Raw genomic sequence first — 17,146 nt, 5'->3', positions numbered from 1 at the left:
AGAATAACGGGAATGCTGCTGTGTATAAAAGACGCCAAAACCTGCAAAATTGCGGGAATGCTGCCACTGCAGCGAAAAGAAACCATAGAGAATAGTGGGAATGCTACTGCGTATAAAAGACGCCCAATCCAGGAAAATTGCGGGAATGCTGCCACTGCAGCGTAAAGAAACCCTAGAGAATAGCGGGAATGCTGCTGTGTATAAAAGACGCCCAGCCCAGGAAAATTGTGGGAATGCTGCTGATGCGCCCAACCCGGGAGAAGAGCGAAACCTTCCTTCTACCGGGGATGAAAGTGTCCCTAAACACCGGACTGCAGCGGAAGGGGAAGCTACCGCAGGCCCGGAAAATAAAAAAGGGTCTCCAGAAAGAGACCCCGATTCTAACCCCTATGTCCACCGGACATGCTTACTTGTTGTATTTTTTTTCGAAATCGTTCGAAGCTTTGTTGATTGTGCCTGCAATGGCATCAAAACCATTGTTGATTTTTGTCAGGGAAGCCTGGATCTGCAACTGCACGGTGGCATCGCCCGACTTCTCCCTGTTGCGCAGCTCTATCAAATTTTTATAATCTGTAGCCGCAATTTGCTGATAACCTTTCAAACCTTTTACCACTGCCGCCTTCAAGCCCTCATCTTCTTTGAGGTCTTCCATTTTATCTACTTCGCTGATGGATTTATCCAGCTTTTCCGCCCAGGATTTGCGCACCACTTCTGCTTTAGAGTAGTCCTGGCCCGCCATGGCAGTATTCATTTCGTTCATGCTCTTCTCGTTATCATTCACTACCATCATCAGCTTATTGTTATACTCTACGGGGTTCTGCACAGCGCCGCAGCTGGAAAGGCATACCGCCACTATAGCAGCAAACAAAAGGGCAGGAATAGCATTTACTCGTTTCATTTCTTTAGTTTTTCGTTTAGACAAAGCAAAAGTACTCCCGGCACCAGGGAGACGATATCCCTGAAATCAGCCATTTTTAATTCACAGACAATAGTAATTTTGCAACTGTTATATGATGCGACAATTATACCTGACCATATGCTTATGCTGCTTCCTGCTGCCACTAACGGCAGAACGGGCCGCAGCCCAGTACCTCGCGGATTCACTGCGGAAAATCGCCGGCAACCACCAACTGCCACTGGATAAACGTATAGACGCCATGGACCGCCTCGGACAAGTGGTATTCTTCAATTCCAACCAAGACGACGGTATCGACATCCTCTACAAATCCATTGCCATGGCCGCCCCCATGAAAGATGGCATGTACCGCGCCCATACGTATGGTATGCTCGCCGCCTCCTACTATATCATGGGCGACGAAGAAGCCACCCGACGCTGTATGGACAGCGCCAACTACTTCATCAGGCATTCTAACAGTGTTATTACCAAAGGATATGTACTGTACATGAAAGGATGGCTGGAAACAAGGGGCCATAAAGAAACGGAAGCCATACATACCCTGCAGCAGGCACTGGACATCATGGAATCCCAACCATCCGGGCTGAAATACTGCCAGACCATCTATTCAGAACTGGCAGGCATCTACTTTAAATGGTACGACCTCGTCAACGTAGAAAAATACACCCGCCTCTCCCTTAACGCCGCCTATAAGCTAGGCATGCTGGAAAAGCTGATCAGCGCCACCCAGGAACGAGGCGCCTACTTCCTGAACCTCTACCGCACCAACAACGACACCTACCGCCCTGCGCTGGACTCCGCCCTCTATTATATGCGGTACTCCCTGAACATCGCGCGTGCCAACCGGCAACGGCTCATCACCCCCAGCGATATTCCTTTCTCAGCCATCGGCATCGCCAACATCTACCAGGAAAACATGCCTAAAACACCTGCCAACCAGGATAGCATCAACTACTACAATAAAATTGCCCTGGAGGAAGGACGCCTGACCAAACAATACGCCGTAGAAGCCGGCGTGTACAATACCCTGGCCAATGAAGCCTTTAGCAACGGCGACTACAATAACGCCATAGACCTCTATGACAATGCCGTAGTAACCAGCCTGGCAGACCCGCTGTACGACCGCTATAATCTCTCCCAGTCTTACCTCGGACTGGCAGAAGTATATGAGAAAAAGAAAGATACTACCAAGGCTTTATCTAACTACAAACAATATATGAATACCTATAAGGAATTGTTTGATATAGATAAGATGAATAAAGCGAAAGACCTGGAAGCGCGGTACGAGATGGCCAAAAAGGAAAAGAACCTGCTGGAAATAAAGCTCATCGCCGAACAGCGCAACCGGGAGCTGATACATGCCCGCTACCTCTCCGGTGTGAAAGACAAAGCCCTGCTGACCGCCCGCTATGCCGCCATCGTGAAAGACAATGCCCTGCTGGATGCCAAATATGCAGCAGAAGTACAGCAGAAAGCTTTGTCTGCCGCCAATTTCAAGACCACCAGGCGCGAACAGGAGCTGAAGGCCATGAGTGAGCGTTTTGCCTATAACCGTAAACTGAATAAGATCTATTCCATCCTGACCATTGCCCTGTTTCTTTCGGCACTGGTGTTGTACTATGCGTTTAAACAGCGCTCCAATGCCCTTCGGCAGAAACAGAAGCTACATGACCTGGAGCTGGACAAAATCAACCAGGAACACCGCATGACGGTGCTTTCTGCCATGCTGGAAGGCCAGGAACAGGAACGTACCCGCCTGGCGCGTGACTTACACGACGGGCTTGGTGGCCTGCTCTCCGGCGTGAAGATTGAGCTCTCCGCATTGAATGCGCCCGAAACCGCATCTCCGCAGCAAACCATTGTACATAAAACCATGCACCACCTGGACAGTGCCGTAGATGAGCTGCGCCGCATTGCCCGCAGTATGATGCCGGAAGTACTGCTGAAATATGGTCTGGGAGAGGCTATCCGGGAATACTGCAATGGCCTGAAGAAATCAGGCGTGCCGGTATCCTGCCAGATATATCACTACCGCAATGATATGGAACATAGTCGCCAGGTGACGCTATACCGCATCATGCAGGAGCTGGTGAACAATGCCGTAAAACATGCCGGCGCCAGCGAGATACTCGTACAGCTGCAGCAACGGGACGACCGCATCTTCCTGATTGTAGAAGATGATGGCAAGGGATTTGATAAATCGCAGTTCCAGGCGCTGAAAGGTGCCGGACTGGCTAATATACAGAGCCGCGTAGAAATGCTGCACGGCGTACTTGAAGTGGATTCCTCCGGCACAGGGTCCACCTTTACCATTGAATGTGCTGTAAAAGGATAATAGTTATGATAAAAGTAGTATTGATAGATGACCACCCGATAGTAATGGAAGGCCTGAAAAACCTCATTTCCCGGCATGAAGACCTGATCGTCACCGGTTGCTTCAGCAACGGCAAGGCAGGACTGGAAGGCATTGCGGAGCTACAGCCGGATGTAGTGCTGCTGGACATCAACCTGCCGGACATCAGTGGTATTGATTTATGTCAGCAGGTGAGGAAGCATGATAAAGACGTACGCATTATTGCGCTCAGCGTACATAACGAAAGACCTGTTATCAAGAATGTGCTTAACAGCGGCGCCAATGGCTATGTATTGAAGAACTCCGTGGGCGACGAGATCATCACTGCTATCAATACGGCACTCAGTGGCACCACCTATCTCTGTAATGCTGCCAGGGATATTGTGAGCCAGGTACAGGAAGGAGAACTAACCGATATACCAAAGATCACCCGCCGTGAAAAAGAGATCATGGGCCTGGTGAGCAAAGGCCTTACTACTACGCAGATTGCGGAGCAGTTGTTTATTAGTCCGCATACAGTGGAGAGTCATCGTAAGAACCTGATTGAAAAGTTTGATGTAAGCACCATGACGGCGGTGATCAAGCTGGCTACGCAATATGGATTGATTTAACCAGGGAGAAAAATTAGCTGTTTTCAGGGATAAGAAACCCTTTCCGGTGGTTGTAGCTTTGTGATAACAAAACGAAATTATAACACACTAAAAGAAAACAGCATGGATAAGAAAACACTCGCCATCATCTCCTATATCACTATCATTGGATGGGTGATTGCCTATTTTCAGTATAAAGATAAAGAACGCGACCCGTTTGTAATATACCACCTGAAGCAGAGTCTGGGCCTTGCTATCATAGGCCTGCTGCTCGGTGTAGCCACCAGTGTGGTGATCAGCATTATCCCTGCCTTGTCTGTAGTAGCCTATGCCAACCTTGCTGTGATGGTGTTGTGGATACTGGGAATTCTTACTGCAGCAAAAGAGCAGAAGAAGCCTGTACCTGTGATTGGCGCTATGTTTGAAAACCAGTTTGCTTTCCTCAATGTTAATGCTTAACCTGTTTCATTATTCTTTCCAAATATGCAAAAGATAGGATCATTCTTCGTTATCATTGGCCTTTTGTCCATTGTAGCCGGTTTTTTCAACTACGTACCCAAAATACTGATCTGGATCTATAATTGGGGAGATGCGGTAGCATGGGGTATCAAGATAGGACTGTTAATATTTGGTTCTGCCTTGTACCTGCTCAGTGCAAAAACCAGGAACACTTAAGTACAGTTACTAGACAAGTGATGATACGAGTAATTACCAGCTTTATTATATAAACGACATATCAGCACTATATCTCCGTTGGAAACCATGAGTAAGGGCCTGCTTCGTTGGAAGCGGGCCCTTATTGATTTCCGGGATACAAGGTGAAGCTAAGTCATACAGACAATAACGGAGAAGCAGATACGTAGTGTAATAATTCAGGGTGGGATGCGACAGCTGCATAACTCAAAATAACTTCGCTGAGGTATAACAACTGCCTGACATTTTATATCGTGTAAGTACACGAGCTTTGGTACCTGGCTGAAGAAAAGTATCGGGCAATTCCTTTCCAGGCAAGCCTTTCATGTAACAGTTCAAAACATCTTATTAAACAAAAACAGGACCTTTAGGGTCCTGTTTTTTAAGCGCTGGTAATAAAACAACTATACTGTAAATTAAGGGCCTATTTTGTCTGGCCAGGCTCCTGCAGTATGCTGGTGGGAGTGGCCGGGATAATGAACTCGCTGGGATGGACGATGAAATCAACGTTTTCAAATCCTTTCGCCTTGAAGTACATTCTGTAAAATTCATATTTCAGGTGAGCAATTCTTTCCTGGTGTGTCTGGCATACATTCTTGTAATCCTTTTTGGAGGGCTCTTGCATAAAATTGATTTAAATAATGAGTATAGAATTTTGGTGATTAATAAACGTTGCTACAAAAAAAATTGCTGTTATTAAATCCAATCAGTGCATGATACACGTATTTACCTCTTGAGCTTTTGTTTTACATTATTTACTGCACTTGCAGGCAGCCATATAAAAAAGAGAGTGTATTTTATATGGTGTGTACCAGAATCGGGTAACCAGTAAACCTGGATTAACGATTGATTAACATGCATAAGATTGTCCATTTATAAATCAACATTTTAAGTAACTAACCACTATGTCTATAGTAGGGTTATATATTCGTGCCGGTTACTTTTTTGTTGGATACTTTAGCAACGGGCATTTAAGCAGAAAAAATATTAAAAAAAGGGGCAGAACATTTGCGGAAAGGAAATCATTTTTACCCTTGTATTGAAACATGAGTATAGCATCAGATTTTTCAGGGCAGCTTTAATACATAAAGAAAAGGACTGTACCCGCAGTCCTTTCTTATTTAGAAACTACATACACCAAAGCAGCAAACTGCAAGCCTTCATAGCTTTTATACAGTTTTTAAAATCACCTTATCACAGGAAGTGCAGGGGACGCTGCTGTTAATTTCTTTTCTTCTGTTGGCATGCAGGCCAGGCATTATGCCGGATCTTCCTCCGGGCCGGTTTCATCCTGCCATTCCTGCTCAAACTCCGAAGTAGTTTTTCCGGTAATTTCTTCCATAATGTCTACACCATTTGGTATATCCAGTATCCTGGAGCCCAGGGTAATATATTGTAATTGCCAGAGCTCGCGCTTCAGAGCCCTGATACGTAATAGTGACTCTTCGTACAGCGTTTTGTAGTCTGGGGTGGGGGTTTCTTTCATAAACAAGAATTAAGGCTATTTTAAAGCAGTTGAGTGAATAAAAAGGATCCAGTAAAAAAATGTCCTGTTGAAAATCCAATATCTATCTCCGCTCCGTATCTACCTTCTATACAATGCTATTCTCTTGTCAGCTGTTGTATCATCAATCCATAATTAATGGAAATGGTATTGCTATAGCTATCGTACTATCTTCAGCACTACTATTTTTTAAACATATATCAACAAGCCTTAGATCAGTCTTCTAATCAATCCTCTATTAATATCAGCGTTAACAGTGACTAGCTACTATGTCTATAGTTTGGCTTCTTTCGGTAAAACCTTTTTTTAAAAAACCAGGCAGTTTAGGCAATGTACCGGTATCTGCGTCATATACAGTACTGCGCCTGGTTTTGTATAACTGCATTCTCAGGCACCTCCTTGTTGAATAACATCCGTTTAACATGCTTATTCCGTTCTAACCTTTAATTTCAAGGTTAGGTTTTAAATATGATTGCTATCTCTATAGTGGTCGATTCGTACAAACATACAAAAGGCCGTCTCCACTAGCTGGAGGCGGCCTTTGTTGATTACAGCCCCGTCAGCAACTACCAGTAACGGCTATACGAAATTTATCTTACAAAACCAGCAACAGCTGCTATGCTGTAAATCCAAACCATATCCGGAAAACGTTAATATAAATGATCAACTATTCTGTTTTCCAATCCGTTTTGTTCAGTTGCAGGATGAGTAATTTCCTGCAACTGGCATCTGCGGAATAGTGGCACAATAGCTATTTTCAGCGCCTGGCGCTCACCATATTAATCTGGATTCATAATGGGTATTTATAATGAAATTAATAAGGGTTAACCAATAATGGCCGCTATCTCTATAGCAGGGCCACTAATTTTAACAACAATCACTTTCATCACCACCTACCCGGGCGTTTTCCTGGACTCCCATAAACCGACACAATTCTCAATGAATAACAACTGCCTAACAATTCCAATAAAAGAATTGAAGTACATTTAATCTGGGTTAACCAGTATTGACCACTATATCTATAGAAGGGTCTCTCGTTTAAACAATAAAGGATCCTACGCTGGATCCTTTTTGTTTTTATACAAACAGCTGCACGTTCCTCCTCCTATTCCTTATCATACTCCACTTACTTAGGCCATCATGGCTAATTGTAACGCAAAACACCAATCCGGCAGAATAACCAAAGGTTAACACCACCGCTGCCTTTACTGTCTTACTTTAGTTGCGGGTTAACAAACTTTAGGAGGAACGGGCCTCTCTGTCTAGAGACTGGCCTTTTTTATTTCAGCTCCTTCATCATACGCCCCTGCTTCCAGCCACTGCTTTCTCTAAAAAAAATACCTTTTCAACAGCATCTTTTAAACGTTGGCACCAGTCATTTTCAAAGTGGCTACTATAGCCCGTTAACGCATGGTTGTATCACGCTTCAACTACTCCAAAATTCACCGGAGAATAACGAGCGGCTAACAATTTCTATTTGCAGGCTCCCCTATATTTGTAATGCAAGAGGAAATACCAAGGAAGGTGATAATGAGGCACCTTCCAAAAATCTACAAATGCAAAATGGTGGTGTGGGGAAACACCACCATTTTTGTTGTTATAACTCCCGTCGTTAAATTCCCCCATTCGACTACCGTCATCGGATTAACCAATGCTTAACGGATGCCTAACAAAACTTTTCCGGCATTGCACTACTTTGCAGCACGATTTATCGTTTGAATCAAAGTACAGCAGTGGTGGTACATTAACAACGCCATTGCTGTATACTTTTGCAGCCCCCGAAGATTCGTTTAGTCTGCCGCGTTATTACCATCCCGCTAAAGTCTCACGCTATACCTACATATATATTAACAATAAATACAATCTCTACCTAAGCCGCTCTACCCTCCCCAGGTATTCTTTTATGGTATTACATTTGCTTCTATCAGCACCTGTAAAAAATCCTCATACCCGTTTACTATGATCAAAAAAATTATCACCCTCTGTATGCTTACTGCAGCTTCCGTCAGCTCCTTCGGCCAGACATTCAACACCCAACGCATAGACATGCTCCTGAACATCCTGGAACAGAAAGACAAATACATGGGCAGCATCGCCGTTTCACAGAACGGCCACCTGCTATATTCCCGCGCCATCGGCTACAGCGATATTGCTACCAGCAAACAAGCCACCACAGATACCCGCTACCGCATCGGCTCCATCTCCAAAATGTTTACAGCAGCCCTGATCATGCGCGCCGTTGAAGAAAAGAAAATAACACTCGCCCAAACACTGGACAAATACTACCCGCAAATACCCAATGCCGGGAAAATAAACATCCGCGAACTGCTGACCCATCGCAGCGGCATCCACAACTTCACCAACGATTCCATCTACTGGACCTACTATACCCAGCCCAAAACAGAAAAGGAAATGATGCAGCTGATTACCGCATCACCGAGCGACTTTGAGCCCGGCACCAAACTGGAATACAGTAATTCCAACTACGTCATCCTCACCTTTATCCTCGAAAAGCTATACGGCAAACCCTATGCGGAACTGCTCCAAACAAGGATTGCCCAGCCACAGGGATTAAAAAACACCTACTTCGGCGGTAAAATCAACACCGCCAATAACGAATGCTACTCCTATTTCCATAACGACAAATGGACCCTGGCCCCGGAAACATCGTCCACCATCACACAGGGAGCAGGTGCACTGGTGTCCACCCCTACCGACCTGACCATCTTTATAGAAAAACTTTTCAATGGCAGCATCGTTTCTAAAAATACCCTGGATACGATGATGGTCATGCATGACAAGTTCGGCATCGGTATGATCCAGGTGCCCTATTTCGAAAAATACGGTTACGGACATACGGGCGGCGTGGATGGCTTTCAGTCGGCGGTATATTATTTCCCGGACGAAAAGCTATCTGTTGCCATCGAGGGTAACGGTGTCGACTATCCCAACAACGACATCCTCCTATGCGCTTTAAGTTGCTATTACAACCGCGACTTCAACATCCCTACCTTCACCAGCTTTACGCCTGCCGTTGCCACACTGGACCAGTATACCGGCAATTATACCAGTACCGCCCTCCCTTTAAAAATCCAGGTAAGCCGACAAGGTACCAGGCTGTTAGCCCAAGCCAGCGGCCAGCAGCCATTTATGCTGGAAGCCGTTTCTGCCACCACCTTCCATTTTGATATGGCCGGCATCGTGCTGGAGTTTGACGCAGCGAAGAAACAGATGATACTTAAGCAGGGAGGCAAAGAATATATTTACGTGAAAGAATAGCATTTGATATATACAAGAATATTTCGTTTGATTTTGCATATGCCCCATGCTCCGCGTGGGGCATATTGCGTAGCTATCTAAATGGATTTTAATTACTTACATTTTGTTCCGACTTTGTTCCGGCTTTGTACGCACTTTATAGGCGTTTCCATTTGTCATCCAATATGTGTGCGTTTAGATTTGGAATAATTCCACTTTTAAATATCCACATATGAAAAAAACAATGAAGACCTTTCTTCCCGGCCTAATGCTATTACAGGTCGGGCTACTGACCTCCTGTATCAAAGCACGCATTATCCTGCCCTATCCACACGGCGACACAGGTACTGTAGTAACCACCAACAGGTATTACATCGACAACAACGGCACCGATTCCCTCGATGGCAAAACACCGGCTACGGCCTGGAAAACGCTGGCTAAAGTAAATGCCACCACTTTCCAGCCCGGCGATTCTGTATTATTTAAAAGGGGCGGTTCCTGGAGTGGTAGCCTGATCATCAAAAGCGCCGGCAACAGCAATGCCCGCATTACCTTCGGAGCTTATGGTTCCGGCAACAACCCGCAGATCACGGGTAACAACACCACCTTATCTGCGGTGCTGATCCAGGATGCGAAGTACCTGACTTTCGAAAATTTTGACATCAGCCATCCGCGGGCAGTGCGGCCGCCGGACATCTCTTTGTGTGGCATCTATGTAGCATTGGCTACCAACGGCGTTTATCCCGGTATCGCCATTAAAAACAATTATATCCATGATGTAGAAGGTATGCCCATCACCAACCGGCACATGCAGGGTGGTATTTTCGTGCGCTCCAATGCAGCACAGGCTAATTTTGATAGTCTGCTGATAGAAGGCAACAGCCTGGAACGCTGTTCCTCCAGGGGCATCCTCATGGGTGATGGCAGCAACAAGGATACGGCTTTCTACAATAACAATATTGTTATCCGGAATAACGTCATCAACTATACGGCGCTGGAAGGGATTATTGTATATACCTGCAAAAATGTGCTGATAGAAGAAAACCGGGTATTGAATGCCGGGGCCAACAACCTGGGTGTAAACATGAATATCGTACTGGCGGGACTATGGGGCAGGGGTAAAAATATGACCATTCAGCATAACGAGGTAGCCTATACGCGGCTGACCAATCCGGTGCCTTATGCCTCTATGGATTCGGAAGCCTTTGATATTGACCTGAGCAGTCCGGGGTATACCATCATACAGTATAATTATTCGCATGATAATGAAGGCGGCTTCTTTCTGCATATGGGCGATCCCGGGCCCGACTTCACCTATGGCATTGTCAGGTACAATATCAGCCAGAACGATGGGAATGGCTTTGAAAACAGGGTATTCGAACTGCATGAACATCCCAATGGCAAAGTGGTGCCTATCTACATCTACAACAATACTTTCTACAATGATATCAAGGTAGGTGTGCTGGACAGGGCCGGTGGCACCGGGGTGCATCCGGGGCTGGCATTCCGTAATAACATTTTCTATTCTCCGCAGCTACAGTTCGACGATCAGGCGAATATCGTCTACGACCACAACTTCTACTATCCGGGGGCGGCGGCTGCCAGCGACAGCAACGGACATGCTACCAATCCTATGCTGGTGGCAGCAGGTACTGGCGGCAGCGGCATGAATACCGTGAGCGGTTATAAGCTGATGGCAGGTTCTCCGGCCATAGGCGCAGGCATGGTACTGGCTAATAATGGCGGCAGGGATTTCTTCGGGGAGCTGGTGTCATCAACGCTGGCGCCGGCAGCAGGAGCAGCAGAAAAGCATTAAACAAAAGATGACATGTAGTGCCGCAGGGCTGGTATACAGTTCTGCGGCACTTTTTATTAAGGTATGTTTATTTCTTTGGTAATGGGCAGCGTGTCGTTACGGTTATATATCGCCAGCAGGTATTTTCCGGTGGGGAGATTTACATTAAACACCGGTGCTGCCGGAAAGTGCACGTACACGGCAAGCAGTTTATCAATATCCTTCATGCGCGTGTATTCGTTAAAGTTATATAGGAGAAGTAGAGAAGAATCTGCCGGTTTGATGTGATAATCTGCGAGATTTATTTTTGCCTGGTGGCTGCTATCCGGTTCCAGCATGGCATCGGGGTAATGTACCTGGAGGTCGTAGCGTTCCGGCCTGCTATTGACCAGGCTGTCATTTTTCAGTAACAGGAAAGGTGCAGTGCTGCCGGCCCAGTCGATCTTCATTCTGTTGCCGTCTTCGGCATCGATGCAATACGGAACGGTATGTGTGAACTGCTGGTAATACATCGCCAAAGTAATCTGCGTTGGCTTACCGGTATATTTGTGGATGTGTGAATGTCCGCCCAGCAGTACCACTTTGCCGGTATCTTTCGTTTTGGCCAGGGCATTAATCAGGTTGGTTGCCTGCATGGAGTCTCTTTTGTTCCAATTTACATAATCACCTTCATCTTCATAGGCTATCAGTGTAAACCCATTTTCAATGGCGGTACGCACGAGATTGGCGTACAGCGGATCCCTGGTATAGTAGCCCGAAGTGGAGGACGGCAGATCGTGGATATGATCATCATGATATGTTTCCATGGCTAATTTCGTGTAGCCCAGCTTTTTCAGGTCTGGTAAAAGGGACTGTAAAAATATCCGTGTTCTGACATCTACATGTACCTCATTAAAAAACAGGGCAGGTACTTCCTTTGCCCGCTGAAGGATATAATCCTTTGCAGGGATAGTCGTATAGCCGCTGTCTTGGGGAATCTTTGTAAATGCCCACCCGGGCAGTTTTCTATATAGCTCAACCGCCTGCTTGCCTTCTTCCAGGAAGGTGTACCTGGTAGCCAGGTGCTGATATAAATAATTTCTTTCGTTGAGGGTGAGGTTTTTGGGGAGATAGGCAGCCGCTTCCTGCATCCCCTGGAGCTCCACCACATAAGGATTTCCTTTTACGCCAAAAGTTTCCAGTTCGAAAGCATTGAAGCCCAGATCAGGAATTTGCAGCAGCAGGGTTTTAATAATAGCCCTTGTCTCGTTTAAGAAACTCGTTTTGATAAATTCCTGTGTATGGTGGCCGTCTTCCGGCGTATAGGCGGAAGCGTAGTTTAGTCTGAATACAAGATTATAGGCTCTTTTTCCCTTAAAAGTATACTGGGCGATGATATCCCCGCGATTGTTACCGGTAAATCTTTCGATAATTTTTACTCCGTCTGCAAACAACACATCATTGGATTCGTGGACGATATTTTTCTCTTTGAGTTCAATTTTGCTGCTATCTCCGGCGAGCAGGTAAACGCTCAGGTATTGAGATACGAATGTTTTGCCCCAGCAAATAATATGCCGGCTCAGTTTACGGGACTGGCGACATTCTTTTTCAAAAGATTTCCTGGCGGCTGCGCCGGGCGCATACAGGTGGTAATCCCCGAAAACGGTCAGCTGCAGGCTATCCGGATATATGCGAACCATGTACTTGCCATTCACCGGGATGACATTCGGTGGATCATAGGCTACTGGTACAGGTGTTTTACAGGCGGCGGCTGTCAGGATAACAGCACAGGTTATGAAGATATGCCTGTATAGGATTAAACGGGTCATCATGATGGCATTCAGGTTGGGTTGTTATTGGGTATCAACCAGACAACCTGCGTTACGCGCAGGTTGTCTGGTGAGGTTATAAAGTATTTTCTACAGAAAGCGTAAAGCCGTTTCCGGTATCCGGAACAATCATCATTTAATCTCCAATTTATCAAGTACACCGTATACGATTCTATCGCAGCGGATGAGGTGGAATGGAAACACCACATCATTTTTGTAGAAGTTGCTGATATGTTCGCGTAACATTATTTTGGCCCTGATCTGGCGAACTTTTACGTTTACCCGGGAGATCTCCAGTACTTTACTGGTTTCGGCTACGTTGAGTTGTTCAATTTCCCGCAGCACGAAAACAGACCGGTATTTCTCCGGTATGCTGAGGAGGGCCTGTTCCAGTACTTTACCTAATTCCTTGTTAATAACTGTATCCACGGGGGTAGCTTTGGTTTTATCCTGACGCTCCGTTACAGCTGAAATATCTTCACTGGGCATTCTGTTTCCTTTCTTCAGGTGCTGGTGACACTCGTTGATCAGGATTCTTTTGAGCCAGGTCCCAAAAGCGGCTTCCTGCCGGAATTTGTCCAGGTGCTGGTAGGCATTGATGTAGGTGATTTGCATAACGTCCTCTACATCCATGTCGTTATTCAGGAAAGACATTCCAAGCCGGAACAGGCTTGTATTATGGCGGCGCATCAGTTGTTCGTAGAGGCGCTTCTCTCCTGCCAGTACCCTGGCGATAAGTTCATTGTCGGTTAGCGTTTCAACAGGTTGAGTAATAGTCATTCAGTAGGTTATTAGATGGTTAAGATGAAAATAAGTTACAAAAACCTGGAAATTTTTGTAACCTTTTTTAAAACCCGCACTCTAATCAAATATAAGGGGCTTGTAAACCCCTGAATATTAACCTGAATGACTGAAAAAACGCACAAACGAGTAAAATGAGTGTATCACAACATTTGCATCAAGATGCCCTATCATTGCCAAAACTGACGCACCAACGCGTACAGGAACTAAAACAGACCGGGAAGGGCCAGCGTATTATACAGGAACCTTTTGCTACGTTACCCTTTTTAGTAAAATCACTGACCAGAATTTTCGAGGGTAAGCTACACCTCTTTGAACGGGCACGTGCCACCAATAGCGCCTGTCCGGAAGGCATTACCACAGATTCCCTGGTAGAAGATTACGAGTTCCTGGAATTCGTTCAGTTCATTATGTTCACCAAATGGACAGAAGAGCAAGGCGCCAGCCATACTGAAATAGCTTACGGACAGTTACGCGCCAGCTGAGGCTTATTTCCGGGAAACCATAAAGACACAAAACCATATAGCGCGAACGTGTGAAGATAAATGTTACTGTCGTAGCTTAGTTCAGGACGATTAGAGAATGCCAGCATAGTCAACATCGGATCTCTATAAATATTTATTTAACCAGGAAATGCAGGAAGGAGATTCCCGCAGGGGCTTTTATTTCTATATCCTGATCTCACCTGAAGACGTTATCCCTGGCTATTATCTGTCATGTTAGCATAGAAATCTTTCCAGTAATTACTATAAAGATTGGAGGTCGTTAAAAGATGGGAATGGGCGCCATAGTGAACCGTTTCCCCATTCTCAAGGATGTAGGTTCTGTCGCTGAATGTCTGTAACAAATGTAGCCTGTGTGTTATAAAGATAATACCCATCTTTTCTTTTAACCGGAGGAGCAGGTCAATCACCATCTTCTCTGTATTCCGATCCATGGCGGCGGTGACCTCATCCAGTATCAGCAATTCCGGCTGATGGAAAAGCGCACGGGCCAGTCCGATCATCTGGCGCTGTCCGCCGGAGAGGTTAACCCCCTCTTCCCCCACCATGGTATACCAGGCATGAGGTAAGTCGTTAAAAAATGTTGTCAGGCCATTATTATTCAAAAATAACATTACCTCTTCAGGCGAGCTGGCGGCATCATTCAGAGTGACATTATCCAAAATGCTACCATTAAAAATATGTACCTGCTGAGGCACAACTGTAATGATTTTACGCCATTGCCCCAATGGAAAATCCTGTAAATTCATAGCTTCATTAATGATAACAGCTCCATTTTCCGGCGTATAAAATCCCTGCAGTAATTGCAGCAATGTACTTTTACCACAGCCACTTTCGCCGGTAACAGCGATAATTTCACCTTTACGGACTTCCAGCGACACAGCTTTTAACAATAAGCTCCGTCCCGGAAAACGGAAGGAAAGTGCCTTTACCTGTAACAATGCAAAGGGTGGCTGTGCATATGGCACTAGCTGATCATGGTGGAGCTTTTCTTTTTCAACCGTCAAAAATTCGAACATTCTGTTGAATGCGACTACCGCTTCATTAAAAGAAATAGACGCCAACGCCAGATCAGCCACAGCCGGCAATAATATACTGGCGCCTCCGAGGATAGCCATTAACTCCCCCATTCTGATATGGCCGTTCATCACCCCCATGCCGGTAAAGAGAATTACGGCAATAAGGAAAAGTATACCTGCGGTATTGGCCAGAAAACCAAGCCTGATACGAATACCGCCGAGCCGAAAAACACTATCCTGATAGTTGGTATATACCTGCTGGTTGAGCGCTGTAAATAATGGCTCTTTCCCGAAATTCTTGATGGCTTCCACCCCCGACAAAGTAGAAATATAGAAGCTCTCACTCTGTGCATAATCCTGCATAACATGCTGCTGGGCCCTGCTGACAGGTTTATAATAATACCTGATCAGGTAGAAATAGACAGGAACAAAGACCAGCGCCATCAATCCAACTATGATGGAGTAGAAAAACAGAAAGATCGTAAAAACGACTACAACAATTACATCGATGATAGTTACAGCAGCAACCTGGTTCACCACCTGCTGAATGCGGGTGGTGTCGTTCAGCCTGGACACCAGTTCACCAATCTTTCTGCTATCAAAAAAATATTTTTTGAGGAACAACAGGTTACCGTAAAACACATGGATGATACGACTGTTAAAGTTTTTCCCTTGTATCAACAGCAGGTGCTGTCGCAGGTAATTCAATAACTCTTTAATCATCAGCACAACTAATACCAGGCCTGTAATCAGTAAAAAATCTTTTACTTTTTTATCCGGTAAAATATGATCGATGAGTCGCTGCGTAAAAACAGCCATAACAGTTTGCATTGTAGCGGCCGCAGTTCCCAGCAAGGCGGCAATGCCCAGTAAATGACTATCCGGGATGAGTAATTTTTTCAGCCAGTCAAGTTTCAATTTATTGGCATCACCCACTTTAGCAAATCCATCTGTGGGAGTCAGGGTCAGACAGGCCTTTGACTTCCAGCAATGTTCAAGCGTTTCCGGCGAAAGTAAGGTAAGTCCATTTGCCGGATCACCGATGATAAATCCGGGGTTGGCCACCTCATTATTGGGGCCGTAGCAAACAACATAATGATGATCTCCTGGTTTCAGCTCCACATGTAATATTACGGGCGTTGTTTGTACCGCCAGCGCCCCAATCGTACCCCGTGCTCCTGCTGCATCAAAACCACATGCAGTAGCTGCCTGCTGCATTCCCAGCAAAGTAGTGCCACTAATGGTGGTACCACTTTTACGGCGTAATTCATTTAGTGTATGATCACCGCCATGGTAGCGGATCACCGATAATAAACAAGCCACTCCGCAATCGCTTTTCTCTAGCTGTTTTGTAAACGTACTGGAAATACGTTTGGGGAAAGCAGTTTTCATAATAAGCTTTTTAAAACAAGGTCCATTCTGGTTTCGCCGTTATATTGGTTTACGAGGTGCCTGTCGCTATTATAAATAAGGAAAGAAGGCGTCAGGACGACACCAAAATACCGGTATATATCTCCCGGGCCTGCTTTCAGCAAGGTAATGCCGCTCATAGCAGAAAAACCGTATTTGTCACCAAATTGCTTCATCGCAAGGATAGAACAGTCTGACACCAGTAGCAGGTGAATACTATCCAGTGAGGATTTATGCTGAAGAATATCTTTCGCTTCCTGGTTACAACTTTCACAGTCCGGCTGGTAAAACACAAACACCGTAGGGCCGTTCCAGTTAATATCCTGTGATGTAAAAGGAAGACTATCGACCGTATAGCAGCGGAATGCAGGCATTTCCTTTAATTTCGTTGTCATCTTTTTCTTCCACTGCAGCTGCTGAAATATTTTAAACGATAGCAGCAATACCAGCAGAAAGAGCAGCAAGGCGATTATTACTTTGAGACTTTTCTTCATGG

The 17,146-nt window shown here is 45.5% G+C and carries 14 protein-coding genes; 7 read left to right on the top strand and 7 right to left on the bottom strand.

The window, feature by feature from the left end; all coding sequences use genetic code 11:
* Positions 1 to 406: 406 nt before the first annotated feature.
* Complete coding sequence (locus F3J22_RS15600) at positions 407 to 898, bottom strand: hypothetical protein (protein WP_167018887.1); 492 nt, start codon at positions 896 to 898, stop codon at positions 407 to 409.
* A 112-nt stretch (positions 899 to 1,010) separates the two neighbouring features.
* Between F3J22_RS15600 and F3J22_RS15595 the strand changes: the two genes are divergently transcribed.
* The 4 genes from F3J22_RS15595 to F3J22_RS15580 all read left to right on the top strand — a co-directional run bounded on the left by F3J22_RS15595 (position 1,011) and on the right by F3J22_RS15580 (position 4,534).
* Positions 1,011 to 3,251, top strand: coding sequence for a sensor histidine kinase (locus F3J22_RS15595; protein ID WP_167018886.1), 2,241 nt, complete (start codon positions 1,011 to 1,013; stop codon positions 3,249 to 3,251).
* Positions 3,252 to 3,256: 5 nt separating this feature from the next.
* On the top strand, positions 3,257 to 3,880 hold the full coding sequence (locus F3J22_RS15590; RefSeq protein WP_167018885.1) for a response regulator transcription factor: 624 nt from the start codon (positions 3,257 to 3,259) through the stop codon (positions 3,878 to 3,880).
* A 102-nt stretch (positions 3,881 to 3,982) separates the two neighbouring features.
* Positions 3,983 to 4,318, top strand: a complete 336-nt coding sequence (locus F3J22_RS15585; RefSeq protein ID WP_167018884.1) for a DUF4870 domain-containing protein — start codon at positions 3,983 to 3,985, stop codon at positions 4,316 to 4,318.
* A 24-nt stretch (positions 4,319 to 4,342) separates the two neighbouring features.
* A complete protein-coding gene (locus F3J22_RS15580; RefSeq protein ID WP_167018883.1) occupies positions 4,343 to 4,534 on the top strand; it encodes a hypothetical protein in 192 nt (63 codons plus the stop codon).
* Positions 4,535 to 4,976: 442 nt separating this feature from the next.
* On the opposite strand, the gene F3J22_RS15575 is transcribed toward F3J22_RS15580, so the two are convergent.
* Both F3J22_RS15575 and F3J22_RS15570 read right to left on the bottom strand, forming a co-directional pair.
* Positions 4,977 to 5,177, bottom strand: coding sequence for a hypothetical protein (locus tag F3J22_RS15575; protein WP_167018882.1), 201 nt, complete (start codon positions 5,175 to 5,177; stop codon positions 4,977 to 4,979).
* Positions 5,178 to 5,810: 633 nt separating this feature from the next.
* Entirely contained in the window at positions 5,811 to 6,038 is a 228-nt protein-coding gene (locus F3J22_RS15570; protein ID WP_167018881.1) for a hypothetical protein, read from the bottom strand.
* Positions 6,039 to 8,015: 1,977 nt separating this feature from the next.
* Between F3J22_RS15570 and F3J22_RS15565 the strand changes: the two genes are divergently transcribed.
* Together F3J22_RS15565 and F3J22_RS15560 are read left to right on the top strand one after the other, a co-directional pair.
* Positions 8,016 to 9,335 (top strand): serine hydrolase, encoded by a 1,320-nt coding sequence (locus F3J22_RS15565; protein ID WP_205195328.1) that lies wholly within the window; start codon positions 8,016 to 8,018, stop codon positions 9,333 to 9,335.
* A 211-nt stretch (positions 9,336 to 9,546) separates the two neighbouring features.
* Positions 9,547 to 11,130, top strand: a complete 1,584-nt coding sequence (locus F3J22_RS15560) for a right-handed parallel beta-helix repeat-containing protein (protein ID WP_167018880.1) — start codon at positions 9,547 to 9,549, stop codon at positions 11,128 to 11,130.
* Positions 11,131 to 11,186: 56 nt separating this feature from the next.
* Here the strand turns inward: F3J22_RS15560 and F3J22_RS15555 are convergent, their stop codons facing one another.
* A complete protein-coding gene (locus tag F3J22_RS15555; RefSeq protein WP_167018879.1) occupies positions 11,187 to 12,920 on the bottom strand; it encodes a hypothetical protein in 1,734 nt (577 codons plus the stop codon).
* Positions 12,921 to 13,049: 129 nt separating this feature from the next.
* Complete coding sequence (locus tag F3J22_RS15550) at positions 13,050 to 13,697, bottom strand: sigma-70 family RNA polymerase sigma factor (RefSeq protein WP_167018878.1); 648 nt, start codon at positions 13,695 to 13,697, stop codon at positions 13,050 to 13,052.
* 155 nt (positions 13,698 to 13,852) lie between these two features.
* On the opposite strand from F3J22_RS15550, the gene F3J22_RS15545 reads away from it, so the two are divergent.
* Positions 13,853 to 14,203, top strand: a complete 351-nt coding sequence (locus F3J22_RS15545) for a hypothetical protein (RefSeq protein WP_167018877.1) — start codon at positions 13,853 to 13,855, stop codon at positions 14,201 to 14,203.
* A 209-nt stretch (positions 14,204 to 14,412) separates the two neighbouring features.
* Here F3J22_RS15545 and F3J22_RS15540 read toward each other — a convergent pair whose 3' ends face one another.
* Together F3J22_RS15540 and F3J22_RS15535 are read right to left on the bottom strand one after the other, a co-directional pair.
* Positions 14,413 to 16,632, bottom strand: coding sequence for a peptidase domain-containing ABC transporter (locus F3J22_RS15540; RefSeq protein ID WP_167018876.1), 2,220 nt, complete (start codon positions 16,630 to 16,632; stop codon positions 14,413 to 14,415).
* Entirely contained in the window at positions 16,629 to 17,144 is a 516-nt protein-coding gene (locus tag F3J22_RS15535; protein WP_167018875.1) for a redoxin domain-containing protein, read from the bottom strand. The genes F3J22_RS15540 and F3J22_RS15535 overlap by 4 nt, the downstream gene beginning before the upstream one ends.
* Positions 17,145 to 17,146 lie beyond the last annotated feature (2 nt).

Source organism: Chitinophaga sp. Cy-1792, assembly GCF_011752935.1.
GTDB lineage: Bacteria > Bacteroidota > Bacteroidia > Chitinophagales > Chitinophagaceae > Chitinophaga.
Note: the sequence above shows the minus strand (reverse complement) of the source record. Positions and strands in the feature narration are given on the sequence as shown.

Bases quoted from the DNA above. Each gene is read 5' to 3' on its own strand.
- F3J22_RS15600 (WP_167018887.1), bottom strand. From the start codon at position 898: ATGAAACGAGTAAATGCTATTCCTGCCCTTTTGTTTGCTGCTATAGTG.
- F3J22_RS15570 (WP_167018881.1), bottom strand. From the start codon at position 6,038: ATGAAAGAAACCCCCACCCCAGACTACAAAACGCTGTACGAAGAGTCA.
- F3J22_RS15545 (WP_167018877.1), top strand. From the start codon at position 13,853: ATGAGTGTATCACAACATTTGCATCAAGATGCCCTATCATTGCCAAAA.
- F3J22_RS15560 (WP_167018880.1), top strand. From the start codon at position 9,547: ATGAAAAAAACAATGAAGACCTTTCTTCCCGGCCTAATGCTATTACAG.
- F3J22_RS15585 (WP_167018884.1), top strand. From the start codon at position 3,983: ATGGATAAGAAAACACTCGCCATCATCTCCTATATCACTATCATTGGA.
- F3J22_RS15535 (WP_167018875.1), bottom strand. From the start codon at position 17,144: ATGAAGAAAAGTCTCAAAGTAATAATCGCCTTGCTGCTCTTTCTGCTG.
- F3J22_RS15575 (WP_167018882.1), bottom strand. From the start codon at position 5,177: ATGCAAGAGCCCTCCAAAAAGGATTACAAGAATGTATGCCAGACACAC.
- F3J22_RS15595 (WP_167018886.1), top strand. From the start codon at position 1,011: ATGATGCGACAATTATACCTGACCATATGCTTATGCTGCTTCCTGCTG.
- F3J22_RS15550 (WP_167018878.1), bottom strand. From the start codon at position 13,697: ATGACTATTACTCAACCTGTTGAAACGCTAACCGACAATGAACTTATC.
- F3J22_RS15565 (WP_205195328.1), top strand. From the start codon at position 8,016: ATGATCAAAAAAATTATCACCCTCTGTATGCTTACTGCAGCTTCCGTC.
- F3J22_RS15580 (WP_167018883.1), top strand. From the start codon at position 4,343: ATGCAAAAGATAGGATCATTCTTCGTTATCATTGGCCTTTTGTCCATT.
- F3J22_RS15555 (WP_167018879.1), bottom strand. From the start codon at position 12,920: ATGATGACCCGTTTAATCCTATACAGGCATATCTTCATAACCTGTGCT.
- F3J22_RS15590 (WP_167018885.1), top strand. From the start codon at position 3,257: ATGATAAAAGTAGTATTGATAGATGACCACCCGATAGTAATGGAAGGC.
- F3J22_RS15540 (WP_167018876.1), bottom strand. From the start codon at position 16,632: ATGAAAACTGCTTTCCCCAAACGTATTTCCAGTACGTTTACAAAACAG.